This window comes from Burkholderia sp. FL-7-2-10-S1-D7, assembly GCF_001524185.1.
Lineage (GTDB): Bacteria > Pseudomonadota > Gammaproteobacteria > Burkholderiales > Burkholderiaceae > Burkholderia > Burkholderia diffusa.
In genome coordinates, this window is sequence record NZ_LOWY01000016.1 from 147,302 (window position 1) to 165,799 (window position 18,498).

Annotated in this window: 19 protein-coding genes; 10 read left to right on the plus strand and 9 right to left on the minus strand. The window is 65.5% G+C overall.

Annotated features, from left to right (window positions below):
• Position 1: 1 nt before the first annotated feature.
• Together hyi and gcl are read right to left on the minus strand one after the other, a co-directional pair.
• A complete protein-coding gene (hyi, locus tag WS75_RS08445) occupies positions 2–811 on the minus strand; it encodes a hydroxypyruvate isomerase (RefSeq protein ID WP_048246826.1) in 810 nt (269 codons plus the stop codon).
• 44 nt (positions 812–855) lie between these two features.
• Positions 856–2,631, minus strand: coding sequence for a glyoxylate carboligase (gcl, locus tag WS75_RS08450; protein WP_059680078.1), 1,776 nt, complete (start codon positions 2,629–2,631; stop codon positions 856–858).
• A gap of 172 nt (positions 2,632–2,803) precedes the next feature.
• On the opposite strand from gcl, the gene WS75_RS08455 reads away from it, so the two are divergent.
• The 10 genes from WS75_RS08455 to WS75_RS08500 all read left to right on the plus strand — a co-directional run bounded on the left by WS75_RS08455 (position 2,804) and on the right by WS75_RS08500 (position 10,444).
• Positions 2,804–3,715, plus strand: coding sequence for a LysR family transcriptional regulator (locus tag WS75_RS08455; RefSeq protein ID WP_059680079.1), 912 nt, complete (start codon positions 2,804–2,806; stop codon positions 3,713–3,715).
• Positions 3,716–3,877: 162 nt separating this feature from the next.
• The gene (locus tag WS75_RS08460; protein WP_059680080.1) at positions 3,878–4,525 is read left to right on the plus strand and encodes an RNA polymerase sigma factor; all 648 of its coding nucleotides are present in this window, start codon (positions 3,878–3,880) and stop codon (positions 4,523–4,525) included.
• On the plus strand, positions 4,515–5,414 hold the full coding sequence (locus tag WS75_RS08465) for a zf-HC2 domain-containing protein (protein ID WP_059680081.1): 900 nt from the start codon (positions 4,515–4,517) through the stop codon (positions 5,412–5,414). Before WS75_RS08460 ends, WS75_RS08465 begins: the two co-directional genes overlap by 11 nt.
• A 242-nt stretch (positions 5,415–5,656) precedes the next feature.
• A complete protein-coding gene (rpsF, locus tag WS75_RS08470; RefSeq protein ID WP_006755436.1) occupies positions 5,657–6,031 on the plus strand; it encodes a 30S ribosomal protein S6 in 375 nt (124 codons plus the stop codon).
• Between the two features lie 41 nt (positions 6,032–6,072).
• Positions 6,073–6,372 carry a primosomal replication protein N gene (gene priB, locus WS75_RS08475; protein ID WP_006486250.1) on the plus strand — a complete coding sequence of 100 codons (300 nt, stop codon included), beginning with the start codon at positions 6,073–6,075 and terminating at the stop codon, positions 6,370–6,372.
• A 4-nt stretch (positions 6,373–6,376) separates the two neighbouring features.
• Positions 6,377–6,652, plus strand: a complete 276-nt coding sequence (rpsR, locus tag WS75_RS08480) for a 30S ribosomal protein S18 (RefSeq protein ID WP_004193360.1) — start codon at positions 6,377–6,379, stop codon at positions 6,650–6,652.
• A gap of 27 nt (positions 6,653–6,679) precedes the next feature.
• Positions 6,680–7,132, plus strand: a complete 453-nt coding sequence (gene rplI, locus WS75_RS08485; RefSeq protein ID WP_059680082.1) for a 50S ribosomal protein L9 — start codon at positions 6,680–6,682, stop codon at positions 7,130–7,132.
• Positions 7,133–7,267: 135 nt separating this feature from the next.
• Positions 7,268–8,650, plus strand: coding sequence for a replicative DNA helicase (locus tag WS75_RS08490; RefSeq protein WP_006486249.1), 1,383 nt, complete (start codon positions 7,268–7,270; stop codon positions 8,648–8,650).
• 146 nt (positions 8,651–8,796) lie between these two features.
• Positions 8,797–9,423, plus strand: a complete 627-nt coding sequence (locus WS75_RS08495) for a DUF47 domain-containing protein (protein ID WP_044847234.1) — start codon at positions 8,797–8,799, stop codon at positions 9,421–9,423.
• A gap of 10 nt (positions 9,424–9,433) precedes the next feature.
• Entirely contained in the window at positions 9,434–10,444 is a 1,011-nt protein-coding gene (locus WS75_RS08500) for an inorganic phosphate transporter (RefSeq protein WP_059449911.1), read from the plus strand.
• 116 nt (positions 10,445–10,560) lie between these two features.
• Here the strand turns inward: WS75_RS08500 and WS75_RS08505 are convergent, their stop codons facing one another.
• The 7 genes from WS75_RS08505 to WS75_RS08535 all read right to left on the minus strand — a co-directional run bounded on the left by WS75_RS08505 (position 10,561) and on the right by WS75_RS08535 (position 18,492).
• Complete coding sequence (locus tag WS75_RS08505; RefSeq protein ID WP_059680083.1) at positions 10,561–11,619, minus strand: C40 family peptidase; 1,059 nt, start codon at positions 11,617–11,619, stop codon at positions 10,561–10,563.
• Between the two features lie 236 nt (positions 11,620–11,855).
• Positions 11,856–13,664, minus strand: coding sequence for a PhoH family protein (locus WS75_RS08510; RefSeq protein WP_059680084.1), 1,809 nt, complete (start codon positions 13,662–13,664; stop codon positions 11,856–11,858).
• Positions 13,665–13,996: 332 nt separating this feature from the next.
• Positions 13,997–14,458: a peroxiredoxin gene (locus tag WS75_RS08515; RefSeq protein WP_059604264.1), complete on the minus strand. Its 462-nt coding sequence runs from the start codon at positions 14,456–14,458 to the stop codon at positions 13,997–13,999.
• A gap of 106 nt (positions 14,459–14,564) precedes the next feature.
• Positions 14,565–15,461, minus strand: a complete 897-nt coding sequence (locus tag WS75_RS33420; protein ID WP_059529808.1) for a polysaccharide deacetylase family protein — start codon at positions 15,459–15,461, stop codon at positions 14,565–14,567.
• A 12-nt stretch (positions 15,462–15,473) separates the two neighbouring features.
• Positions 15,474–16,529, minus strand: coding sequence for a bifunctional UDP-4-keto-pentose/UDP-xylose synthase (locus WS75_RS33425; protein WP_059680085.1), 1,056 nt, complete (start codon positions 16,527–16,529; stop codon positions 15,474–15,476).
• Positions 16,526–17,473: a formyltransferase gene (locus WS75_RS08530; protein WP_059680086.1), complete on the minus strand. Its 948-nt coding sequence runs from the start codon at positions 17,471–17,473 to the stop codon at positions 16,526–16,528. Before WS75_RS08530 ends, WS75_RS33425 begins: the two co-directional genes overlap by 4 nt.
• On the minus strand, positions 17,470–18,492 hold the full coding sequence (locus WS75_RS08535; RefSeq protein ID WP_059680087.1) for a glycosyltransferase: 1,023 nt from the start codon (positions 18,490–18,492) through the stop codon (positions 17,470–17,472). Before WS75_RS08535 ends, WS75_RS08530 begins: the two co-directional genes overlap by 4 nt.
• Positions 18,493–18,498 lie beyond the last annotated feature (6 nt).

Below are 18,498 nucleotides of genomic sequence, written 5' to 3' on the forward strand. Positions count from 1 at the left end.
CTCAGGCTGCGCGACGCGCCGAGCCCGGTGCGCAGCCGGCGACGCTTTGCAGCCAGCCGAGGCCTTCCGTCGTGGTGGTGCGGGGCTTGTATTCGCAGCCGACGTAGCCGGCATAGCCGAGCCGGTCGAGCAGCGCGAACAGGAACGCGTAATTGATCTCGCCAGTGCCCGGCTCGTTGCGGCCCGGGTTGTCCGCGAGCTGGACGTGGCCGATCGATGCGAGGTTGCGTTCGATCGTCGCGGCCAGTTCGCCTTCCATGCGCTGCATGTGATAGATGTCGTACTGCAGGAACAGGTTGTCCGAGCCAACCGCACGGATCACGTCGAGCCCTTCGGACGAGCGGTTCAGCGCGAAGCCCGGGATGTCGAAGCTGTTGCACGGCTCGACGAGCAGGCGGATGCCTTCGCGCTTGAGCGCGTCGGCGGCGAAGCGCAGGTTGTCGACGATCGTGACGAACGTCTTGTCGCGCGCCGTGCTCGCCGACGGGATGCCGACGAGGCAGTTCAGCTGCGGCACCTTCAGCGCCTTCGCGTACTCGATCGCACGGCCGACCCCTTCCTGGAACTCGCCGACGCGATCGGGCAGGCACGCGATGCCGCGCTCGCCCTGATCCCAGTTGCCCGCGGGCAGGTTGTGCAGCACGAGGCGCAGGCGATGCGTCTCGAGCTGCTCGGCGAGTTCCTCTTTCGCGTACGGATACGGGAACAGGAACTCGACGGCGTCGAAGCCCGCGTCGGCGGCCGCCTTGAAGCGGTCGAGGAACGGCACTTCGTTGAACAGCATGGTCAGGTTTGCAGCAAACTTCGGCATGAGCTAAGCCTCTTCGGTCGGTCAGTCAAAAAATGTCGTGCGGATCAGTCGAGCATCGAGATCGCGGTCGGCGCGTGTTCGGCCTTCTCGGCGAGTTCCTCGAACTCGTTGATCGAGTCGATTTCGGTGCCCATCGAGATGTTCGTCACGCGCTCGAGGATCACTTCGACGACGACCGGCACGCTGAACTCTTCCGCGAGCGTTTGCGCCTGACGCAGCGCCGGCTCGATCTCTTCTGGCTTGAACACGCGCAGCGCCTTGCAGCCGAGGCCTTCGGCGACCGCCACGTGGTCGACGCCGTAGCCGTTCAGCTCCGGTGCGTTGACGTTGTCGAACGCGAGCTGCACGCAGTAGTCCATGTCGAACGCACGCTGCGCCTGGCGGATCAGGCCGAGGTACGAGTTGTTCACGACGACGTGCACGTACGGCAGCTTGAATTGCGCGCCGGCGGCCAGCTCCTCGATCATGAACTGGAAGTCGTAGTCGCCGGACAGTGCGACGATCGGACGGCGCGGGTCGGCCGCACGCACGCCGAGCGCGGCGGGGATCGTCCAGCCGAGCGGGCCGGCCTGGCCGCAGTTGATCCAGTTACGCGCCTTGAACACGTGCAGGAACTGCGCGGCGGCGATCTGCGACAGGCCGATCGTGCTGACGTAGCAGGTATCGCGGCCGAACACCTTGTTCATCTCTTCGTACACGCGCTGCGGCTTGACCGGCACGTTGTCGAAGTGGGTCTTGCGCTGCAGCGTGCGCTTGCGCTCCTGGCACTCGGACACCCATGCGCTGCGATCCTTCAGCTTGCCGGCGGCCTTCCATTCCCGTGCGACGGCGACGAACAGCTCCAGCGCGGCCTTCGCGTCCGACACGATGCCGAGATCCGGGCCGAACACGCGGCCGATCTGGGTCGGCTCGATGTCGACGTGCACGAACTTGCGGCCCTTCGTGTATACCTCGACGCTACCCGTGTGACGGTTCGCCCAGCGGTTGCCGATGCCGAGCACGAAGTCCGACGCGAGCATCGTTGCGTTGCCGTAGCGATGCGACGTCTGCAGACCGACCATGCCGGCCATCAGCGGGTGGTCGTCGGGAATCGCGCCCCACGACATCAGCGTCGGGATCACGGGCACGCCGATCGTTTCGGCGAACTGGACGAGCAGGTCTTCGGCCGCCGCGTTGAGCACGCCGCCGCCCGACACGATCAGCGGCTTGTCCGCGTCGTTGAGCATCGCGAGCGCCTTCTCGATCTGCGCGCGGGTTGCCGCGGGCTTGTAGACCGGCAGCGGTTCGTACGTGTCGATGTCGAATTCGATCTCGGCGAGCTGCACGTCGATCGGCAGGTCGACCAGCACCGGGCCCGGACGGCCCGAGCGCATCAGATGGAACGCCTGCTGGAACACGCGCGGCACCAGCGCCGGCTCGCGCACGGTGACGGCCCACTTGGTGACGGGCTTCGCGATCGACTCGATGTCGACGGCCTGGAAGTCTTCCTTGTACAGGCGCGCACGCGGTGCCTGGCCCGTGATCGCGAGGATCGGAATCGAGTCGGCCGACGCGGAGTACAGGCCGGTGATCATGTCGGTGCCGGCGGGGCCCGACGTGCCGATGCACACGCCGATGTTGCCCGGCGCGGCGCGCGTGAAGCCTTCGGCCATGTGCGACGCACCCTCGACGTGGCGGGCCAGCACATGGCTGATGCCGCCCGACTTGCGCATCGCGGAATAGAACGGGTTGATTGCTGCGCCCGGCACGCCGAACGCGGTCTGGATGCCTTCCTTCTCGAGCACGAGTACGGCTGCGTCGACGGCTCTCATCTTGGCCATGAATGTCTCCTTGAATGTGCGGATCTTGCGAATCGGTCTGTTGGGAACACTTTAGGGATGCAAGAAAGGTTTGATAAGATCAGCCGAAGTTACTTATTTCGAAACTAAAAGTATGGAATGACGGCCGGACAGGGTTTTCCCGCCGGTGTCGGCGCCGGGATGGAGACGGGAGATGGATCGTTTCAAGCAGATCGAGACGTTCGTGCGCGTCGCGGACGCGGGCAGCCTCGCGGCGGCCGCGCTCGAGGAGGGCGTGTCGCCGGTGGTGCTGGGGCGGCGCATCGACGCGCTGGAGAAGCGCCTCGGCGTGAAGCTGATGTACCGCTCGACGCGGCGGCTGGTGGTCAGCGAGGAGGGCGCCGCGTTCCTCGAGCGCTGCCGCGGGCTGTTGTCCGAATGGGACCAGGCCGAGAACGAGCTGGCCGCCGGCCGCCGCGCGGTCAGCGGGCACCTGATCGTGTCCGCGCCAGCCGCGTTCGGTCGCAAGCACGTGGCGCCGCACGCGCCGGGTTTCCTCGTCGACAAGCCGGAAATGCAGCTGTCGTTCAACCTGACCGATCGTGTCGTCGATCTCGTGCGCGAAGGCTACGACCTGTCGATCCGGATCGGCGGCTCGGTCGACCCGAACTTCGTCGCGGTAAAGCTCGCGTCGAACCGGCGCGTCGTGTGCGGCACGCCCGACTATTTCCGCCGCCACGGCCGGCCGAAGTCGCTCGACGACCTGCTCAGGCACAACTGTCTCGCGTTCAACCTGCAGGGTGGCCAGAACCGCGGCTGGTATTTCCAGCGCCACGGCAAGATCGTGACGATGCGGGTGGCCGGCAATCTCGACTGCAACGACGGCGAGCTGCTGCACCGCTGGGTGTCGGAAAGCCTCGGGCTCGGCTGGCGCTCGACCTGGGAAATCGCCGCGCAGCTGGAGACGGGCGAACTCGAGACGGTGCTCGACGAATATGCGCTGCCGGACTACGACATCCTCGCGGTCTATCCGCAGCAGCGCTACGTGCCCGCGCGCGTGCGCTACTTCATCGACTACCTGCGCGAAGCGTATGCGCGCCCCGGCTACTGGAGCAGCACGCCGTAACGGGCGCGGCAGGTTCCGGCATTTTTTTGCGCATCATCGGCTTCATGCGGGAATAAACTCGACGCAGCGGCGGTAAGGTCATCGAGTGCGCACGCTGCCGGTCTGTCCGGGCACCGGGCGCGGAACGGGCGCGGCTTCGGCCGCCGGGACCAGGGAGGCCATGTGGGGCAAGCCGGACAGGCGGTCGACGAACGGACGGAGGACGACGCGGTCGCGCGTGGCGAGCGGTTTCGCGCGCTCGTGTTGCCGCATCTCGACGCCGCGTACAACCTCGCGCGCTGGCTGAGCGGCAATGCGGGCGACGCGGACGACGTCGTCCAGGACGCGTGCATGCGCGCGCTGCGCTTCGTCGACTCGTGCCGCGGCGACAACGCGCGGCCGTGGCTGCTGACGATCGTGCGTCACACCTGGTACACCGAGTGGCGCCGCCGCACCCACGCGCACGAGGTTGCATTGCCCGACACGCTCGACGACACGGAGGTGCCCGACGACTGGCAGCCGGCGACCGAGGATCCGCTCGCGCAGTTGCTGCGCGGCGAAAACGTGCGGCTGGTGAACGCGGCACTCGCGAAGCTGCCGCCCGAATATCGCGAGGTGCTGGTCCTGCGCGAGATGGAGGATTTGAGTTACCGCGAGATCGCGGCGATCGCCGACGTGCCCGTCGGCACCGTGATGTCGCGGCTTGCACGCGGCCGGCGCAGGCTCGCCGCGCTGCTGGGCGACACGGCGGCGCCGGCGTCGACGTCCAAACCCGCGCCGGGACGTGCGTCGGCAAGCGGAACCGCATCGGAGGCGATCGATGGACTGTAACGAAGCGCGGGCTTTGCTGGACGCGGACGTCGACCGCGAGTTGTCGGCGCCCGATGCGTTGCGCATCCAGCGGCATGTCGAAGGGTGCGACGCGTGCCGCCGCGAACGCGAACGAATCGTCGCGCTGGGGCGGATCGTGCGGCAGGCCGACTATCATCGCGCGCCGGATGCGCTGCGGGCGAGCATCCTCGCGGGGCTGCCGGCGGCGGGCGGCGCGGGGGAGCGCGGGCAAGTCCGCGCGGAACCGGAGCCTGATGCAGCAGCGCGGCCGCGACCTCGACCGAACGGTCGACGCTGGTTCTCATGGCCGACCGGGCGCGGCGAGCCGGCTCGCCCGGTGTCTGCCGTGCCGGGGCCGCGTGTCCCGGCGCTGCCCGGGCTTGGCTGGGGCGTGGCGCTGGTGATCGCGCTGGCCGCGGCCGCCGGAATGGTGGTGTCCGCACGCCACGCCGAAACCGGCCAGACGGTCGACGAACTGGTCGCGAGCCACGTACGGGCCGGCCTGTCGGCGCGCGACATCGACGTGATCTCGACCGACCGGCATACGGTCAAGCCGTGGTTCAACGGCCGACTCGACTATGCGCCGCCGGTCGAGGACCTGTCGGCGAGCGGTTTCCCGCTGGCCGGCGGCCGGCTCGACTACGTCGGGCGGCGCCGCGTCGCAGTGCTCGTCTACCGGTACCGGCAGCACGTGATCGACGTGTACGTGTGGCCGGCCGGCGTTGGGCGGCAGGGGGCGCCGTACGCGACGGTGTCGCAGGGTTACGCGCTCGACCGCTGGGATGCGGCCGGGATGACCTGGTGGGCCGTGACCGACGCCGAGCCGTCGGCGCTGGCCGCGTTCAGGACGGCGCTCGACGCGCGGCTGGGCGGGGCGCGCAGCGAGTGACGGCAGGTCGCGCCGCCGGCCCGTCATCCGGTGCGCGACGCTCCGTCCCCGATTCTCGAACAGGCGCACCGACAGCGTTTTGAGTCGTCGGCGCCGTTCAAGTCTTTGAAAACATGGCCGAATCCGGTCGGAAATCGTCGATCGGTGTTGCATGCTCCCCGTATCCGGGTTAGAATCTTCGGCTTCTCACTTGCCACACCGGTTCAGACGCCCGGGTGGCTTTAATCCACAAGGAGTGTGTAATGCGTCATTACGAAATCGTATTCATCGTGCACCCCGATCAGAGCGAGCAAGTGCCCGCGATGATCGAGCGTTACAAGACCACGATCACGACGCACGGCGGCCAGATCCACCGTGTCGAAGACTGGGGCCGTCGCCAGCTGGCCTACATGATCGAGAAACTCGCGAAGGCTCACTACGTCTGCATGAACATCGAGTGCGACCAGACGACGCTCGACGAACTCGAACACGCGTTCAAGTTCAACGACGCCGTGCTGCGTCACCTCATCGTCAAGATGAAGAAGGCCGAGACCGGCCCGTCGCCGATGATGAAGGAAGTTCAGCGCGAAGAAGCCAAGAAGGCGGCTGCAGCTCAGCCGACCGAAGCGCAGGCTTAAGTTCGTCACTTATTTAAGCCACCAAGGAGCGCGCCACTCACGTGAACAGGTTGCAATTGACGGCGAGCGTCGTCGAACGCGCACCGGTGCGATATACGCCGGCAGGTGTTCCGATCGCAAGCGCCACGTTGCATCACCGCACGGAAGTCGTTGAAGCAGGCATTCCCCGTCAGGTCGAAATGACGATCGAGGCGGTGGCGGCCGGTGAGGCGAGCGGCAAGCTGGAAAGCCGTGAAATGGGCGTCGAAACGCTGTTCACGGGCTTCCTGGCAAAGAAAAGCCGCAACGCGAGAACCTTGGTGTTTCACATCACTGCATTGCAGGACATAGGAAAGGACTGAAATCATGGCCCGCCCGACTGGTAAGAAATTCGACAAGCGTCGTCAGCAACAAAACCCGCTCTTCAAGCGCAAGAAGTTCTGCCGTTTCACGGCTGCTGGCGTCGAGCAGATCGACTACAAGGACACGGAAACGCTGAAGGACTTCATCGGCGAAAACGGCAAGATCACGCCGGCTCGTCTGACGGGTACGAAGGCGCACTATCAGCGTCAGCTGGACACGGCAATCAAGCGTGCGCGTTTCCTCGCGCTGCTGCCGTACACCGATCAGCACAAGGCGTAATCAGGCGACGCAATAAGGAGAATTCGAATGCAAATCATTCTGTTGGAAAAAGTCGCCAATCTGGGCAACCTCGGCGATATCGTCAAGGTCAAGGACGGTTACGCTCGCAACTTCCTGATCCCGAACCGCAAGGCTCGCCGTGCAACGAAGGAAGCGATCGCCGAATTCGAAGTTCGCCGCGCTGAACTCGAAAAGATCGCCGCTGAAAAGCTGGCGGCATCGCAGGCAGTCGGCGAGAAGCTGAACGGCCAGTCGTTCGAAATCACGCAGAAGTCGGGCGTTGACGGCCGTCTGTTCGGCTCGGTCACGAACGGCGACGTCGCGGAACTGCTGAAGAAGGCAGGTTTCGAAGTCGAGAAGCTGCAAGTGCGCATGCCGGAAGGCCCGCTCAAGATGATCGGCGAGCACGTCGTTCAGATCGGGCTGCACACGGACGTCGTCGTCGACGTCACGATCAACGTGATCGGCGACCACGCGTAAGCGTACGCAGGCTTTCCGGGCGGCTTCCGTCGTCCGGACAAGGGCAGGCGCCCGGGCAACCGGGGCCTGCCTTTTTTATTGCCCGATCGCCAGAGCGGTAGCGCTGCCGCGATCAATTCGCGATAATCCCAACCCATGAACGCGCCGCAAGATCCTCAAATCGAATCGCTGAAAGTCCCGCCACATTCGGTCGAAGCCGAGCAGTCGGTGCTCGGCGGCCTGTTGCTCGACAACGCGGCATGGGACCGGATTGCCGACTTCCTGTCGCAGGGCGACTTCTATCGCTACGACCATCGGATCATCTACGAGCACATCGGCCGGCTGATCGCGTCGACGCGCCCAGCCGACGTCGTGACCGTGTACGAAGCGCTGACCACGTCCGGCAAGGCCGACGACGTCGGCGGCCTCGCCTACCTGAACGCACTCGCGCAGAATACGCCGAGCGCCGCGAACATCCGCCGCTATGCGGAAATCGTGCGTGACCGCGCGGTGCTGCGCCGGCTCGTGTCGGTCGCCGACGAAATCTCGGCCGACGCGTTCAATCCGCAGGGCAAGGAAGTTCGCCAACTGCTCGACGAGGCCGAGTCGAAGGTGTTCTCGATCGCCGAAGAAGGCGCGCGCGGCAACCAGGGCTTCCTCGAGATCGGTCCGCTGCTCACGCAGGTCGTCGAGCGCATCGACACGCTGTATCACACCGCGAACCCGAGCGACGTCACGGGCACGCCGACGGGCTTCGTCGACCTCGACCGGATGACGTCCGGGATGCATGGCGGCGAACTGATCATCGTCGCAGGGCGGCCGTCGATGGGTAAGACCGCATTTTCGATGAACATCGGCGAATACGTCGCGGTCGAGTACGGGCTGCCGGTGGCGGTGTTTTCGATGGAAATGCCGGGCACCCAGCTCGTGATGCGTATGCTCGGCTCGATCGGCCGCCTCGACCAGCACCGGATGCGTACCGGCCGGCTGACGGACGAGGACTGGCCGAAGCTGACGCACGCGGTGCAGAAGATGAGCGAGGCGCAGCTCTTCATCGACGAAACGGGCGGCCTGAACCCGATGGAATTGCGCTCGCGCGCGCGGCGTCTGGCTCGCCAGTGCGGCAAGCTCGGCCTGATCATCGTCGACTACCTGCAGCTGATGTCGGGCTCGTCGCAGGGCGAGAACCGCGCGACCGAAATCTCGGAAATCTCGCGATCGCTGAAGAGTCTGGCCAAGGAACTGGACGTGCCGGTGATCGCGCTGTCGCAGCTGAACCGCGGGCTGGAGCAGCGTCCGAACAAGCGTCCGGTGATGTCCGATTTGCGTGAATCGGGCGCAATCGAACAGGACGCGGACGTGATCCTGTTCATCTATCGTGACGAGGTCTACAACCCGGACAGCCCGGACAAGGGCACGGCCGAAATCATCATCGGCAAGCAGCGTAACGGCCCGATCGGCCCCGTTCGGCTCACGTTCCTGGGTCAATACACGAAGTTCGACAACTTCGCGGGGGCGCAGACCTTCTACGGCGAGTAACACTTCTTCGCCAGATGTAAACCGTTATTTCACCAAGCGTTGTATCCAATCCCGGCGCGCGCATGTGCGCGCGTCGCGGCGCGACCGAAAACGGTACAATGTCGCCCGTTTTCGTGACAGTCGTTTGACAATCTCTCAGGAATCCCATGTTCGGTCGATTCATGCCCACCGAGGGCAAGTTCTTTGAACTCTTCAACGCGCACGCGAAGCACATCGTTTCCGGTGGCCGCGAGCTCGAACTGCTGATCGACAATCTCGCCGACGCCGAGATTCACAAGCAAAACGTGCAGACCGCCGAGAAGGCCGCTGACAAGCTGACGCATGAAGCGATCGATCTGCTGCACAAGACCTTCATCACGCCGCTCGATCGCGACGAGATCCACAAGCTGATCACGACGATGGACGACATCCTCGACCTGATGGAGGACGTCGCGACGGCCGTGTCGCTGTACGACGTGCAGTCCGTCACGTCCGAGGCGAGCCAGCTCGCGCACATCGTCACGCAGTCGGCCCAGCACGTGCAGCAGGCCGTCGGATTGCTGTCCGACATGAAGCAGTCGGCGCAGATCCTCAAGCAGTGCGAGGAGATCGATCGCTGGGAGTCGGAAGCCGATCGCGTGCTGCGCGCGGCGATGTCGAAGCTGTTCCGCGAAGAAGACGACGTGAAGACGCTCATCAAGCTGAAGGCGATCTACGAGCTGCTCGAGGAGATCACCGACAAGTGCGAGGACGTCGCGAACATCATCGAAGGCATCGTGCTGGAAAACGCCTGAGCGGACCACGATGCATTCGATACAACTTGCCCTATGGATGGTCGCGACGCTCGTACTCGTCGCGCTCGTATTCGACTTCATGAACGGCTTCCACGACGCGGCGAACTCGATCGCCACCGTCGTGTCGACCGGGGTGCTGAAACCCCAGCAGGCCGTGGTGTTCGCAGCCGCGTTCAACGTCATCGCGTATTTCATCTTCCACCTGAAAGTCGCGCAGACGGTCGGTAAAGGCACGATCGATCCCGAGATCGTCGACCACTATGTCGTGTTCGGTGCGCTGGTCGGTGCGATCGGCTGGAACGTGATCACGTGGTATTACGGGATTCCGTCGAGCTCGTCGCATGCGCTGATCGGCGGCCTCGTCGGCTCGGCGCTCGCGAAGTCGGGCTGGAGCTCGCTGAACATCGACGGCCTGATGAAGACTGTCGCGTTCATCTTCATCTCGCCGCTGCTCGGCTTCATCCTCGGTTCGCTGTTCATGCTCGGCGTGTCGTGGTTGTATTTCCGTACCGCGCCCAGCAAGGTCGACCGGCGCTTCCGCCGGCTCCAGCTGCTGTCGGCCGGTCTGTACAGCCTGGGCCACGGCGGCAACGACGCGCAGAAGACGATCGGCATCATCTGGATGCTGCTGATCGCGTCGGGCTATGCGTCGGCGACCTCCGATGCACCGCCCGCGTGGGTGATCGGCGCGTGCTACCTGTCGATGGGTCTCGGCACGCTGTTCGGCGGCTGGCGCATCGTCCGCACGATGGGCCAGAAGATCACGAAGCTCAAGCCGGTCGGCGGTTTCTGTGCCGAAAGCGGCGGGGCAATCACGCTGTTCATCGCGTCGTTCCTCGGCATTCCCGTGTCGACCACGCACACGATCACCGGTGCGATTGTCGGCGTTGGCGCGACGCAGAAGCTGTCGGCCGTGCGTTGGGGTGTTGCCGGCAACATCGTGTGGGCCTGGGTGCTGACGATTCCGGCGTCTGCGTTGATCGCCGCGGGCGGATGGTGGGTCGGGCATCAGATCTTCTGATTCCGACGTTGCCGGACGACGCGACATGCGCCGCAAACCGAAAGGTTGCGGCGCATTTTCTTTGGTGGTCGGGAAAGGGGCGGGACTGGCGGGGTTGCCGCCGGGGGTGGGGCCGGTCAGTAACTGCCGTTCGCGAAGCGGGCGATCGGATCGTCCGCGGTGCTGGTGCGCGGGCCGCGCGGCGCGGATTGCGTCGACGCACGCAGCACCTGCACGGGCTCGATGTCGCGCGGCGGCGGCGCGGTGGCCGCGGGCGGGGGCTCCGCATCGAACGCGGCAGCCTGGGCGGCCGTCAGTGCCGTCGTCGGAATCTGCGTGCCGGTCTCCGTCGGGGCTGCGTTCGCCGTCATCGCGCTCATGTCGCCATTCGCGGACGCCGCCTGCTGCTGGGCTGCCGGCACGCGCGGCGGCGGCGGTTCGTACGGATCGACGGACGGGGCGGCTGCCGGGGCGACCGCTGCAGTCGATACGACCGGTGCCGCCAGCATGACCGGAGCCGGCGACGGCGTTGCGCCGGCTTGTGACGAAGCGTAGGCCGGCTGCCGCGGCGCGGCGGCTGCGACGACCGGGGCCGGTACGGCCGTCGGCGCATCTCGCCGTGCCTCGTAGGTCGGCGCATCGAACGGCGTTGGCGTGCCGCGCGGCGGCGCGACACGGCGAATGCCGTCGAAGCGCTTGGCCCAGTACGGGTTCGTCAGGTAGTCGAGCCGCACGGTGCCGCCGGTCGACGGCGCGTTGACGAAGCGCAGCTTGCCGACGTAGATGCCGACGTGCGAATGCGGGCGTCCGGTCGTATTGAAGAAGATCAGGTCGCCCGGCGCGACCTGGTCGGGGTCGATCGACACGCCGCGGCTGCTCATGTCGGCGGTCGTGCGCGGCAGGTTCACGTCGGCCGCACGGCCGATCACGTAGCGCACGAGCCCGCTGCAGTCGAAGCCGCTCGTCGGCGTGTTGCCGCCCCAGCGGTACGGCACGCCGACGAGGCTCATCGCCTGGATCGAGATCTCTTCCTGGCCGACGCTGTGATCGACGAATTTCGGGAAATTGGCGGGCGCCGGGAACGGGCGCGGCGTCGTGATCTTCATGCCGGAGGTGTGCGAGGCCGACTGCTGCGGCACGCTGGAGCAGGCCGCGAGCAGTGAAACGACGGCGACGGGAACCCAGATTCGAAGCATGACATGGCGGACGAGCGCGGGGCGCTCGCGAATCGTATGACAACAGACAGACCCGATGGTAGACGTTCCGGCGGGGCTTAGGCAACCATTCCTGAGAATTTACTTGAAGTTTCGCGCGTAAGTGAGGCCGTTGCGTAACGAATCATGACCAACGTTTCCGACCCCAAAAATAAAAACGGCGCTCCGGAAACGGAGCGCCGCATGGCGTCGATGGCCGGCGGGCAGCCGGTCGCGCGTTACAGGATGTCCGACGCGTAGTCGGCGAGCCGCGAGCGTTCGCCGCGCGCGAGCGTCACGTGGCCGCTGTGGCCCCAACCCTTGAAGCGGTCGACGACGTAGGTCAGGCCCGAGCTGCCTTCGGTCAGGTAAGGCGTGTCGATCTGTGCGATGTTGCCGAGGCACACGATCTTCGTGCCGGGGCCCGCGCGCGTGACGAGCGTCTTCATCTGCTTCGGCGTGAGGTTCTGCGCTTCGTCGATGATCAGGTATTTGTCGACGAACGTGCGGCCGCGCATGAAGTTCATGCTCTTCACCTTCAGGCGCGAACGGATCAGCTCCTGCGTCGCCGCGCGGCCCCATTCGCCGGCTGCGTCGTCGGTCTTCTGCAGCACTTCGAGGTTGTCGTCGAATGCGCCCATCCACGGCTGCATCTTCTCTTCCTCGGTACCGGGCAGGAAACCGATGTCCTCGCCGACGGGCACGGTCGCGCGCGTCACGATGATCTCGTTGTAGCGCTTGTCGTCGAGCACCTGCGCGAGGCCGGCCGCGAGCGCGACGAGCGTCTTGCCGGTGCCGGCCTGGCCGAGCAGCGTGACGAAGTCGATCTCGGGGTTCATCAGCAGGTTCAGCGCGAAGTTCTGCTCGCGGTTGCGCGCGGTGATGCCCCACACGTTGTTCTTGTGGTGGCTGTAGTCGCGCAGCGTCTGCAGCAGCGCCGTCTTCCCGTTCAGCTCACGGACGATCGCATGGAACGTCGGTTCGCCGTTCTGCGGCTCGAGATAGACGAACTCGTTGACGAGCATCGACGCGACGAGCGGACCCGTCACGCGGTAGTACGTGGTGCCCGTCTTCGTGTCCTGCCAGCTCTCCATGCCCTTCGCATGCTTGGTCCAGAAATCCTGCGGCAGCTCGCGCACGCCGTTGTACAGGAGATCCGAGTCCTCGAGCACCTGGTCGTTGAAGTAGTCTTCCGCGGGCAGGCCGAGCGCATGCGCCTTGATCCGCATGTTGATGTCTTTCGACACCAGCACGACCTGGCGGTCCGGCCGGTCGCGCTGCAGCGCGCGCACGACGCCGAGGATCTGGTTGTCGGCCTTGCCTGCCGGCAGGCCTTCGACGGGCGGAATGTTGGTGAGCGTCGTCTGGAAGTACAGGCGGCCGAGCGCCTCGCGGCTGCCGAGGCGCGACAGCGGAATGCCGTTCGTGATCGGGCCCGCGTCGGCGACCAGCGCGTCGAGCGTGCGGCTCACCTGGCGTGCGTTGCGCGCGACTTCCGACATCCCCTTCTTGTGGTTGTCGAGTTCCTCGAGCGTCATCATCGGCAGATAGACGTCGTGTTCCTCGAAGCGGAAGAGGCTGCTCGGATCGTGCATCAGCACGTTGGTGTCGAGCACGAACAGCTTCTGCAGTTCGGCTTCGGCGGCTTTGCGGTTGCGCGACTTCGCTGCGGCGCCGGCATCGCGAGCGGGCGCCGCGGCCGGTTTCGCGGCAGCGGGCTTGTCGTGACGTGCCTCGACCGGCGCGGCGGGTGCTGCTTCGACCGGCGCCTGGATCGGCTGCAGCAGCGCCGCGGTCTGTTTGGTCCTGCGGCCGCGTGCAGGTGTGCTCGCGGATTCTTGCGCCGACGACGCGACGGCGCGCAGCGGCGCGGCCGTGTTCGCGGCTTCGGTCATCGGTTGGGCCACGCTGGCCGGGCCATAGTCACCGGCAGTGGATGCGTCCCCTTCGGCGGATTTCTTCGCGGCTTTCGCGGGTCGCGCTTTCGCCTTGTATTCATCGGGCGGCAGCAGGCTGCCGAGCTTGCTGGGGGGGGTAGGCAAAGGCATGGTGTCCCTCGGGAGGAATCGTGTCGCATGAAGTGCGCCGCTGATCGCATCCTGCGTGACGTACACGCATGCAGTTTGCGCGCGGTGGCGCACAGGAATTTCGTCTAGCCGGTTCGCCTAAGTGTCGATCAGCTCCTTGACGGGGTGAGGGCCGGACCGAGGGCCGGCGCGCAGTCCATAAAAAAAGCCGCTGCCCCGTCGACAGGGACATGCGGCTCGGCTGATACCGTCGTAATGCGCGTCAGGTGCCGGGAAGCATCGCATCGGGCACCGGTGCAGCTACGAGAAATATGGGGCGAACTGGCATTCATTGCGGCCCAATATAACGCGGCTCAAAGCGCTTGTACAGCCCTTAGCACGTCGTCCACGTGACCGGGCACCTTGATGCCGCGCCATGCCTGGCGAAGCACGCCGTCGGCGTCGATCAGGAACGTCGAACGCTCGATTCCGCGCACTTCCTTGCCATACATTTTCTTCATCTTGATGACATCGAACAGCGTGCACAGCGCTTCGTCGGCATCGGAGATCAACGGGAACGGCAGTTCGAGTTTTGCCTTGAAGTTGTCATGAGAGCGCAGGCTGTCGCGCGACACGCCGATGACTTCGGCGCCCGCCTTCTTGAACTTCGGATAGAGATCGCGGAACTGCAGGCCTTCGGTCGTGCAGCCCGGCGTGTTGTCCTTCGGATAGAAATACAGGACGAGCTTCTTGCCCTTCAGGTCGGACAGCGAAATGTCGCCGCCCGTAGCCGGTGCGGTGAAATCGGGAACTTGACGGTCAACTTCGACGGACACGTGTTTCTCCTGTTGTTATGGAAAGGCGCCGCTCGGGCGGCGCGGTACGGCGGGACGTCGCGGCGGCACGCCGCAAGGGCAGGGCCGGCGGCGCCGGCGCGCGAACTCAGTCGGGCTGGACGATCAGTTCGCCGGAGCGGCCGGGAATCTCGCCCCACGTGACAGGGTACGATGGCAGCGAGTCGCGGTCCAGCGTCGCGTGGTAGTCGCCCATCGTCGCAAACGTATGGCCCTGTGCGCGCCACCCCGCGAGCAGTTGCTCGAACACCGGCGCGAGCTTCTGGCCTTCCAGTTCCGCATGCAGCGTGAACACCTGGTCGTGCGGATTGGTCTCCGTGAACTTCAGGATATGCGCGGCGACGTTGTGCGTGTCGATGCCGTCGATGCCGAGCACTTCGTCGAGCGTCGGCAGCGTGGTCGGCATCTGCACGTGCGACAGCGTGCGGCCGCCGACCACGGGAAGGTACGGCGAATGGCCGCGACCGTCGGATGCATAGCGCATTCCCCATGCATCGATCTGCTCGAACGCCGCGTCGTTCATCTGCCAGCCGGCCGCGCCGTGCGTGACGGGCGGCGCGCCGAAGACGTCGACGAAGCGCGCGTGGCTCTTCTGCATTTCACGCGCGGTCCAGTCGCGATCGCGCACGCGCACGTTGTCCTGCCAGTACACGTGATCCCACGTGTGGATCCCGCATTCGAAGCCGGCCTCGTGGATCGCGCGCATGTCCGCGATCGCGCGGCGGCCGATGTCGGGGCCCGGCAGCAGCACGCCGTACATCAGCTGCTTCACGCCGTAATGCTCGACCACCGACGTGCGCGACACCTTCTTCAGGAAGCCGGGGCGGAACACGCGCCGCAGCGCCCAGCCCGTGTGATCGGGCCCGAGGCTGAAGAGGAAGGTCGCGCGCGCACTGAAGCGGTCGAAGATGCGCGCGAGGTTCGGCACGCCTTCGCGCGTGCCGCGCAGCGTGTCGACGTCGATCTTGAGGACGATACGAGCCAAGCGAGCGTCCCGTCAGTTCTGCTGCTCGACCAGCGCGCGTGCGTCGGCGACATGGCCGCGATACGCTTCGAAGATCTTGCGCAGCGCATCGTCGAACGTCGATTGCGGCGCCCATGCGAGCTCCTGCATCGTGTTGTCGATCTTCGGCACGCGGTTCTGCACGTCCTGGTAGCCGTTGCCGTAGTAGGCGCCCGACGTCGTTTCGACGAGCTGCACCTGCTTCGCGGAGCCGGCGTATTCCGGGTATTCGGCGGCCAGTTCGAGCATCTTGTGCGCGAGCTCGCGAACCGAGAAGTTATTCTTCGGATTGCCGATGTTGTAGATCTTGCCGGACGCGATGCCGTTCTTGTTCTCGATGATCTTCATCAGCGCGCTGATGCCGTCGTCGATATCGGTGAACGCACGCTTCTGCGAGCCGCCGTCCACGAGGCTGATGTTCTCGCCGCGCACGATGTGGCCGAGGAACTGCGTGACGACGCGCGAGCTGCCTTCCTTCGGCGTGTAGATCGAGTCGAGGCCCGGGCCGATCCAGTTGAACGGACGGAACAGCGTGAAGTTCAGGCCTTCCATCCCGTAGCCCCAGATCACGCGGTCCATCAGCTGCTTCGAGCATGCGTAGATCCAGCGCGGCTTGTTGATCGGGCCGTAGGTAAGCGCCGATGCATCCGGGTCGAACTGCTCGTCCGAGCACATGCCGTAGACCTCGGAGGTCGACGGGAACACGAGGTGCTTGCCGTACTTGACGGCCGAACGCACGATCGGCAGGTTCGCCTCGAAGTCGAGCTCGAACACGCGCAGCGGCTGCTGGACGTAGGTCGCGGGCGTCGCGATCGCCACGAGCGGCAGGATCACGTCGCACTTCTTCACGTGATACTCGACCCACTCCTTGTTGATCGTGATGTCGCCTTCGAAGAAGTGCATCCGCTCGTGGTTGACGAGGTCGCCCAGCCGATCGGTCTGCATGTCCATGCCGAACACTTCCCAATCGGTGGTTTCAAGAATGCGCTTCGACAGGTGATGGCCGATGAAGCCGTTCACACCCAGGATCAGGACTTTTTTTGCTTTCATGAATGACGGGAAGAATGAATGAACTGCGCGAATTCCGCGGGCGTCACGACGGTTTCGCTGCCGTCGCGCTGCTGCCACAGCTCGAGAATGGATAGGGCGCGGCTGTCGCCGCAGACGCCGAATAGCGCATTATCGCTTACGTGCAGGCCGGGCGGCAAATCCGCCGCGGCCGCGGCGACCGCGCTGCCGGGCGCCGCGAGGCGCGCGCGGGCGATCACGAACCGCGTGCCGCCGACGTCGGTGAATGCGCCCGGATACGGGGGCGCGACCGCGCGAACCAGGTTGTAGACCTGCGCGGCCGGCTTCGACCAGTCGATGCGGCCGTCCTCCGGCTTGCGTCCGCCGAAGTAGCTGCCGTTCGCGAGATCGTTCGGCAGATGTGGCGCATCGCCCGCGAGCAGCGCGGGCAGCACGCGCCAGAGCGTCTGCTCGGCGGCCACCGTGACCTTGTCGAACACCTGCGTGGCCGTGTCGTCCGGCAGGATCGGCACCGCGGTCTGGCCGATGATCGCGCCGGCGTCGGGCTTCGCGGCCATCTCGTGCAGCGTCGCACCGGTTTCCGTTTCGCCGTTCAGCACGGCCCAGTTGGTCGGTACCCGACCCCGGTATTTCGGCAGCAGCGAGCCGTGCATGTTGTACGCGCCGCGTGGCGCGATCGCGAGCAGATCCGCCGGCAGCATGTGGCGGTAGTAGAAAGAAAAGATGAAGTCCGGCTGCGCGTCGGCTACCGCGCGGCGCAGTGCCGGATCGGCGGGGTCGGCCGGCGTGACGACCGGGATCCCGTGCTCGGCGGCGACGGACGCGACGCTGCCGAACCAGATGTTCTCGTTCGGGTTGTCCTCGTGCGTGACGACGAGCGCGACGTCGACGCCGCGCGCGAGCAGCACCTGCAGGCACCGCACGCCGACGTTGTGATACGCGAAGACGACGGCGCGCGGCTTCATTGCGACACCCCCGTGCGGTTCGTGCCGACCGGCACCGCCGGCATGCCGTCATGCTGTTCGAGCACGGCCTGGATCAGGTAGCGCGGCCGTGCACGCACTTGCTGGTAGATGCGGCCGACGTATTCGCCGAGCAGGCCGAGCGCGAAGATGATCACGCCGAGCAGGAAGAACGTGATCGCGAACAGCGTGAACACGCCTTGCACTTCCGCGCCGACGATGAAACGGCGCACGAGCAGCAGCACGAACAGCGCGGCGGAGCCGAGCGACAGGATCACGCCGATGAACGACAGCCACTGCAGCGGCACGACCGAGAAGCCGGTCACGAGGTCGAAGTTCAGCCGGATCAGGCTGTACAGCGAGTATTTCGACTCGCCCGCGAAGCGTTCTTCGTGCGCGACCTCGATTTCGGTCGGTTTCTGCGCGAAGGTATAGGCGAGCGCCGGGATGAACGTGTTGACTTCGCCGCACACGTTGATCGTGTCGATGATGCGTCGGCTGTACGCGCGCAGCATGCAGCCCTGGTCGGTCATCTTGATCCGCGTGATGCGCTCGCGCAGCCGGTTCATCATCTGCGAGGCCTTGCGTCGCCACAGGCTGTCCTGACGCTGCTTGCGGATCGAGCCGACGTAGTCGTAGCCCTCGCGCATCTTCGCGATCAGCTTGCCGATTTCCTCGGGCGGGTTCTGCAGGTCGGCGTCGAGCGTGATGACGATATCGCCGCGCGACTGCGCGAAGCCGGCGAGGATCGCCATGTGCTGGCCGTAGTTGCCGTTGAGCAGCACGACGCGCGTCGTGTCGGGGCGCACGTGGAACTGGTCCGCCAGCATCGCGGCCGAGCGGTCGCGGCTGCCGTCGTTGATCAGGATCACTTCGTACGACGTGCCGAGTGCGTCGAGTGCCGGGTACAGGCGCGCGAACAGCGCGGCCAGGCCGTCTTCCTCGTTGTACACGGGGATGATGACCGATACCTCCGGGTTCGCGGCGCCCGGATGCCCGGCGCGTGCTTCAAGGTGATTCATGTACGC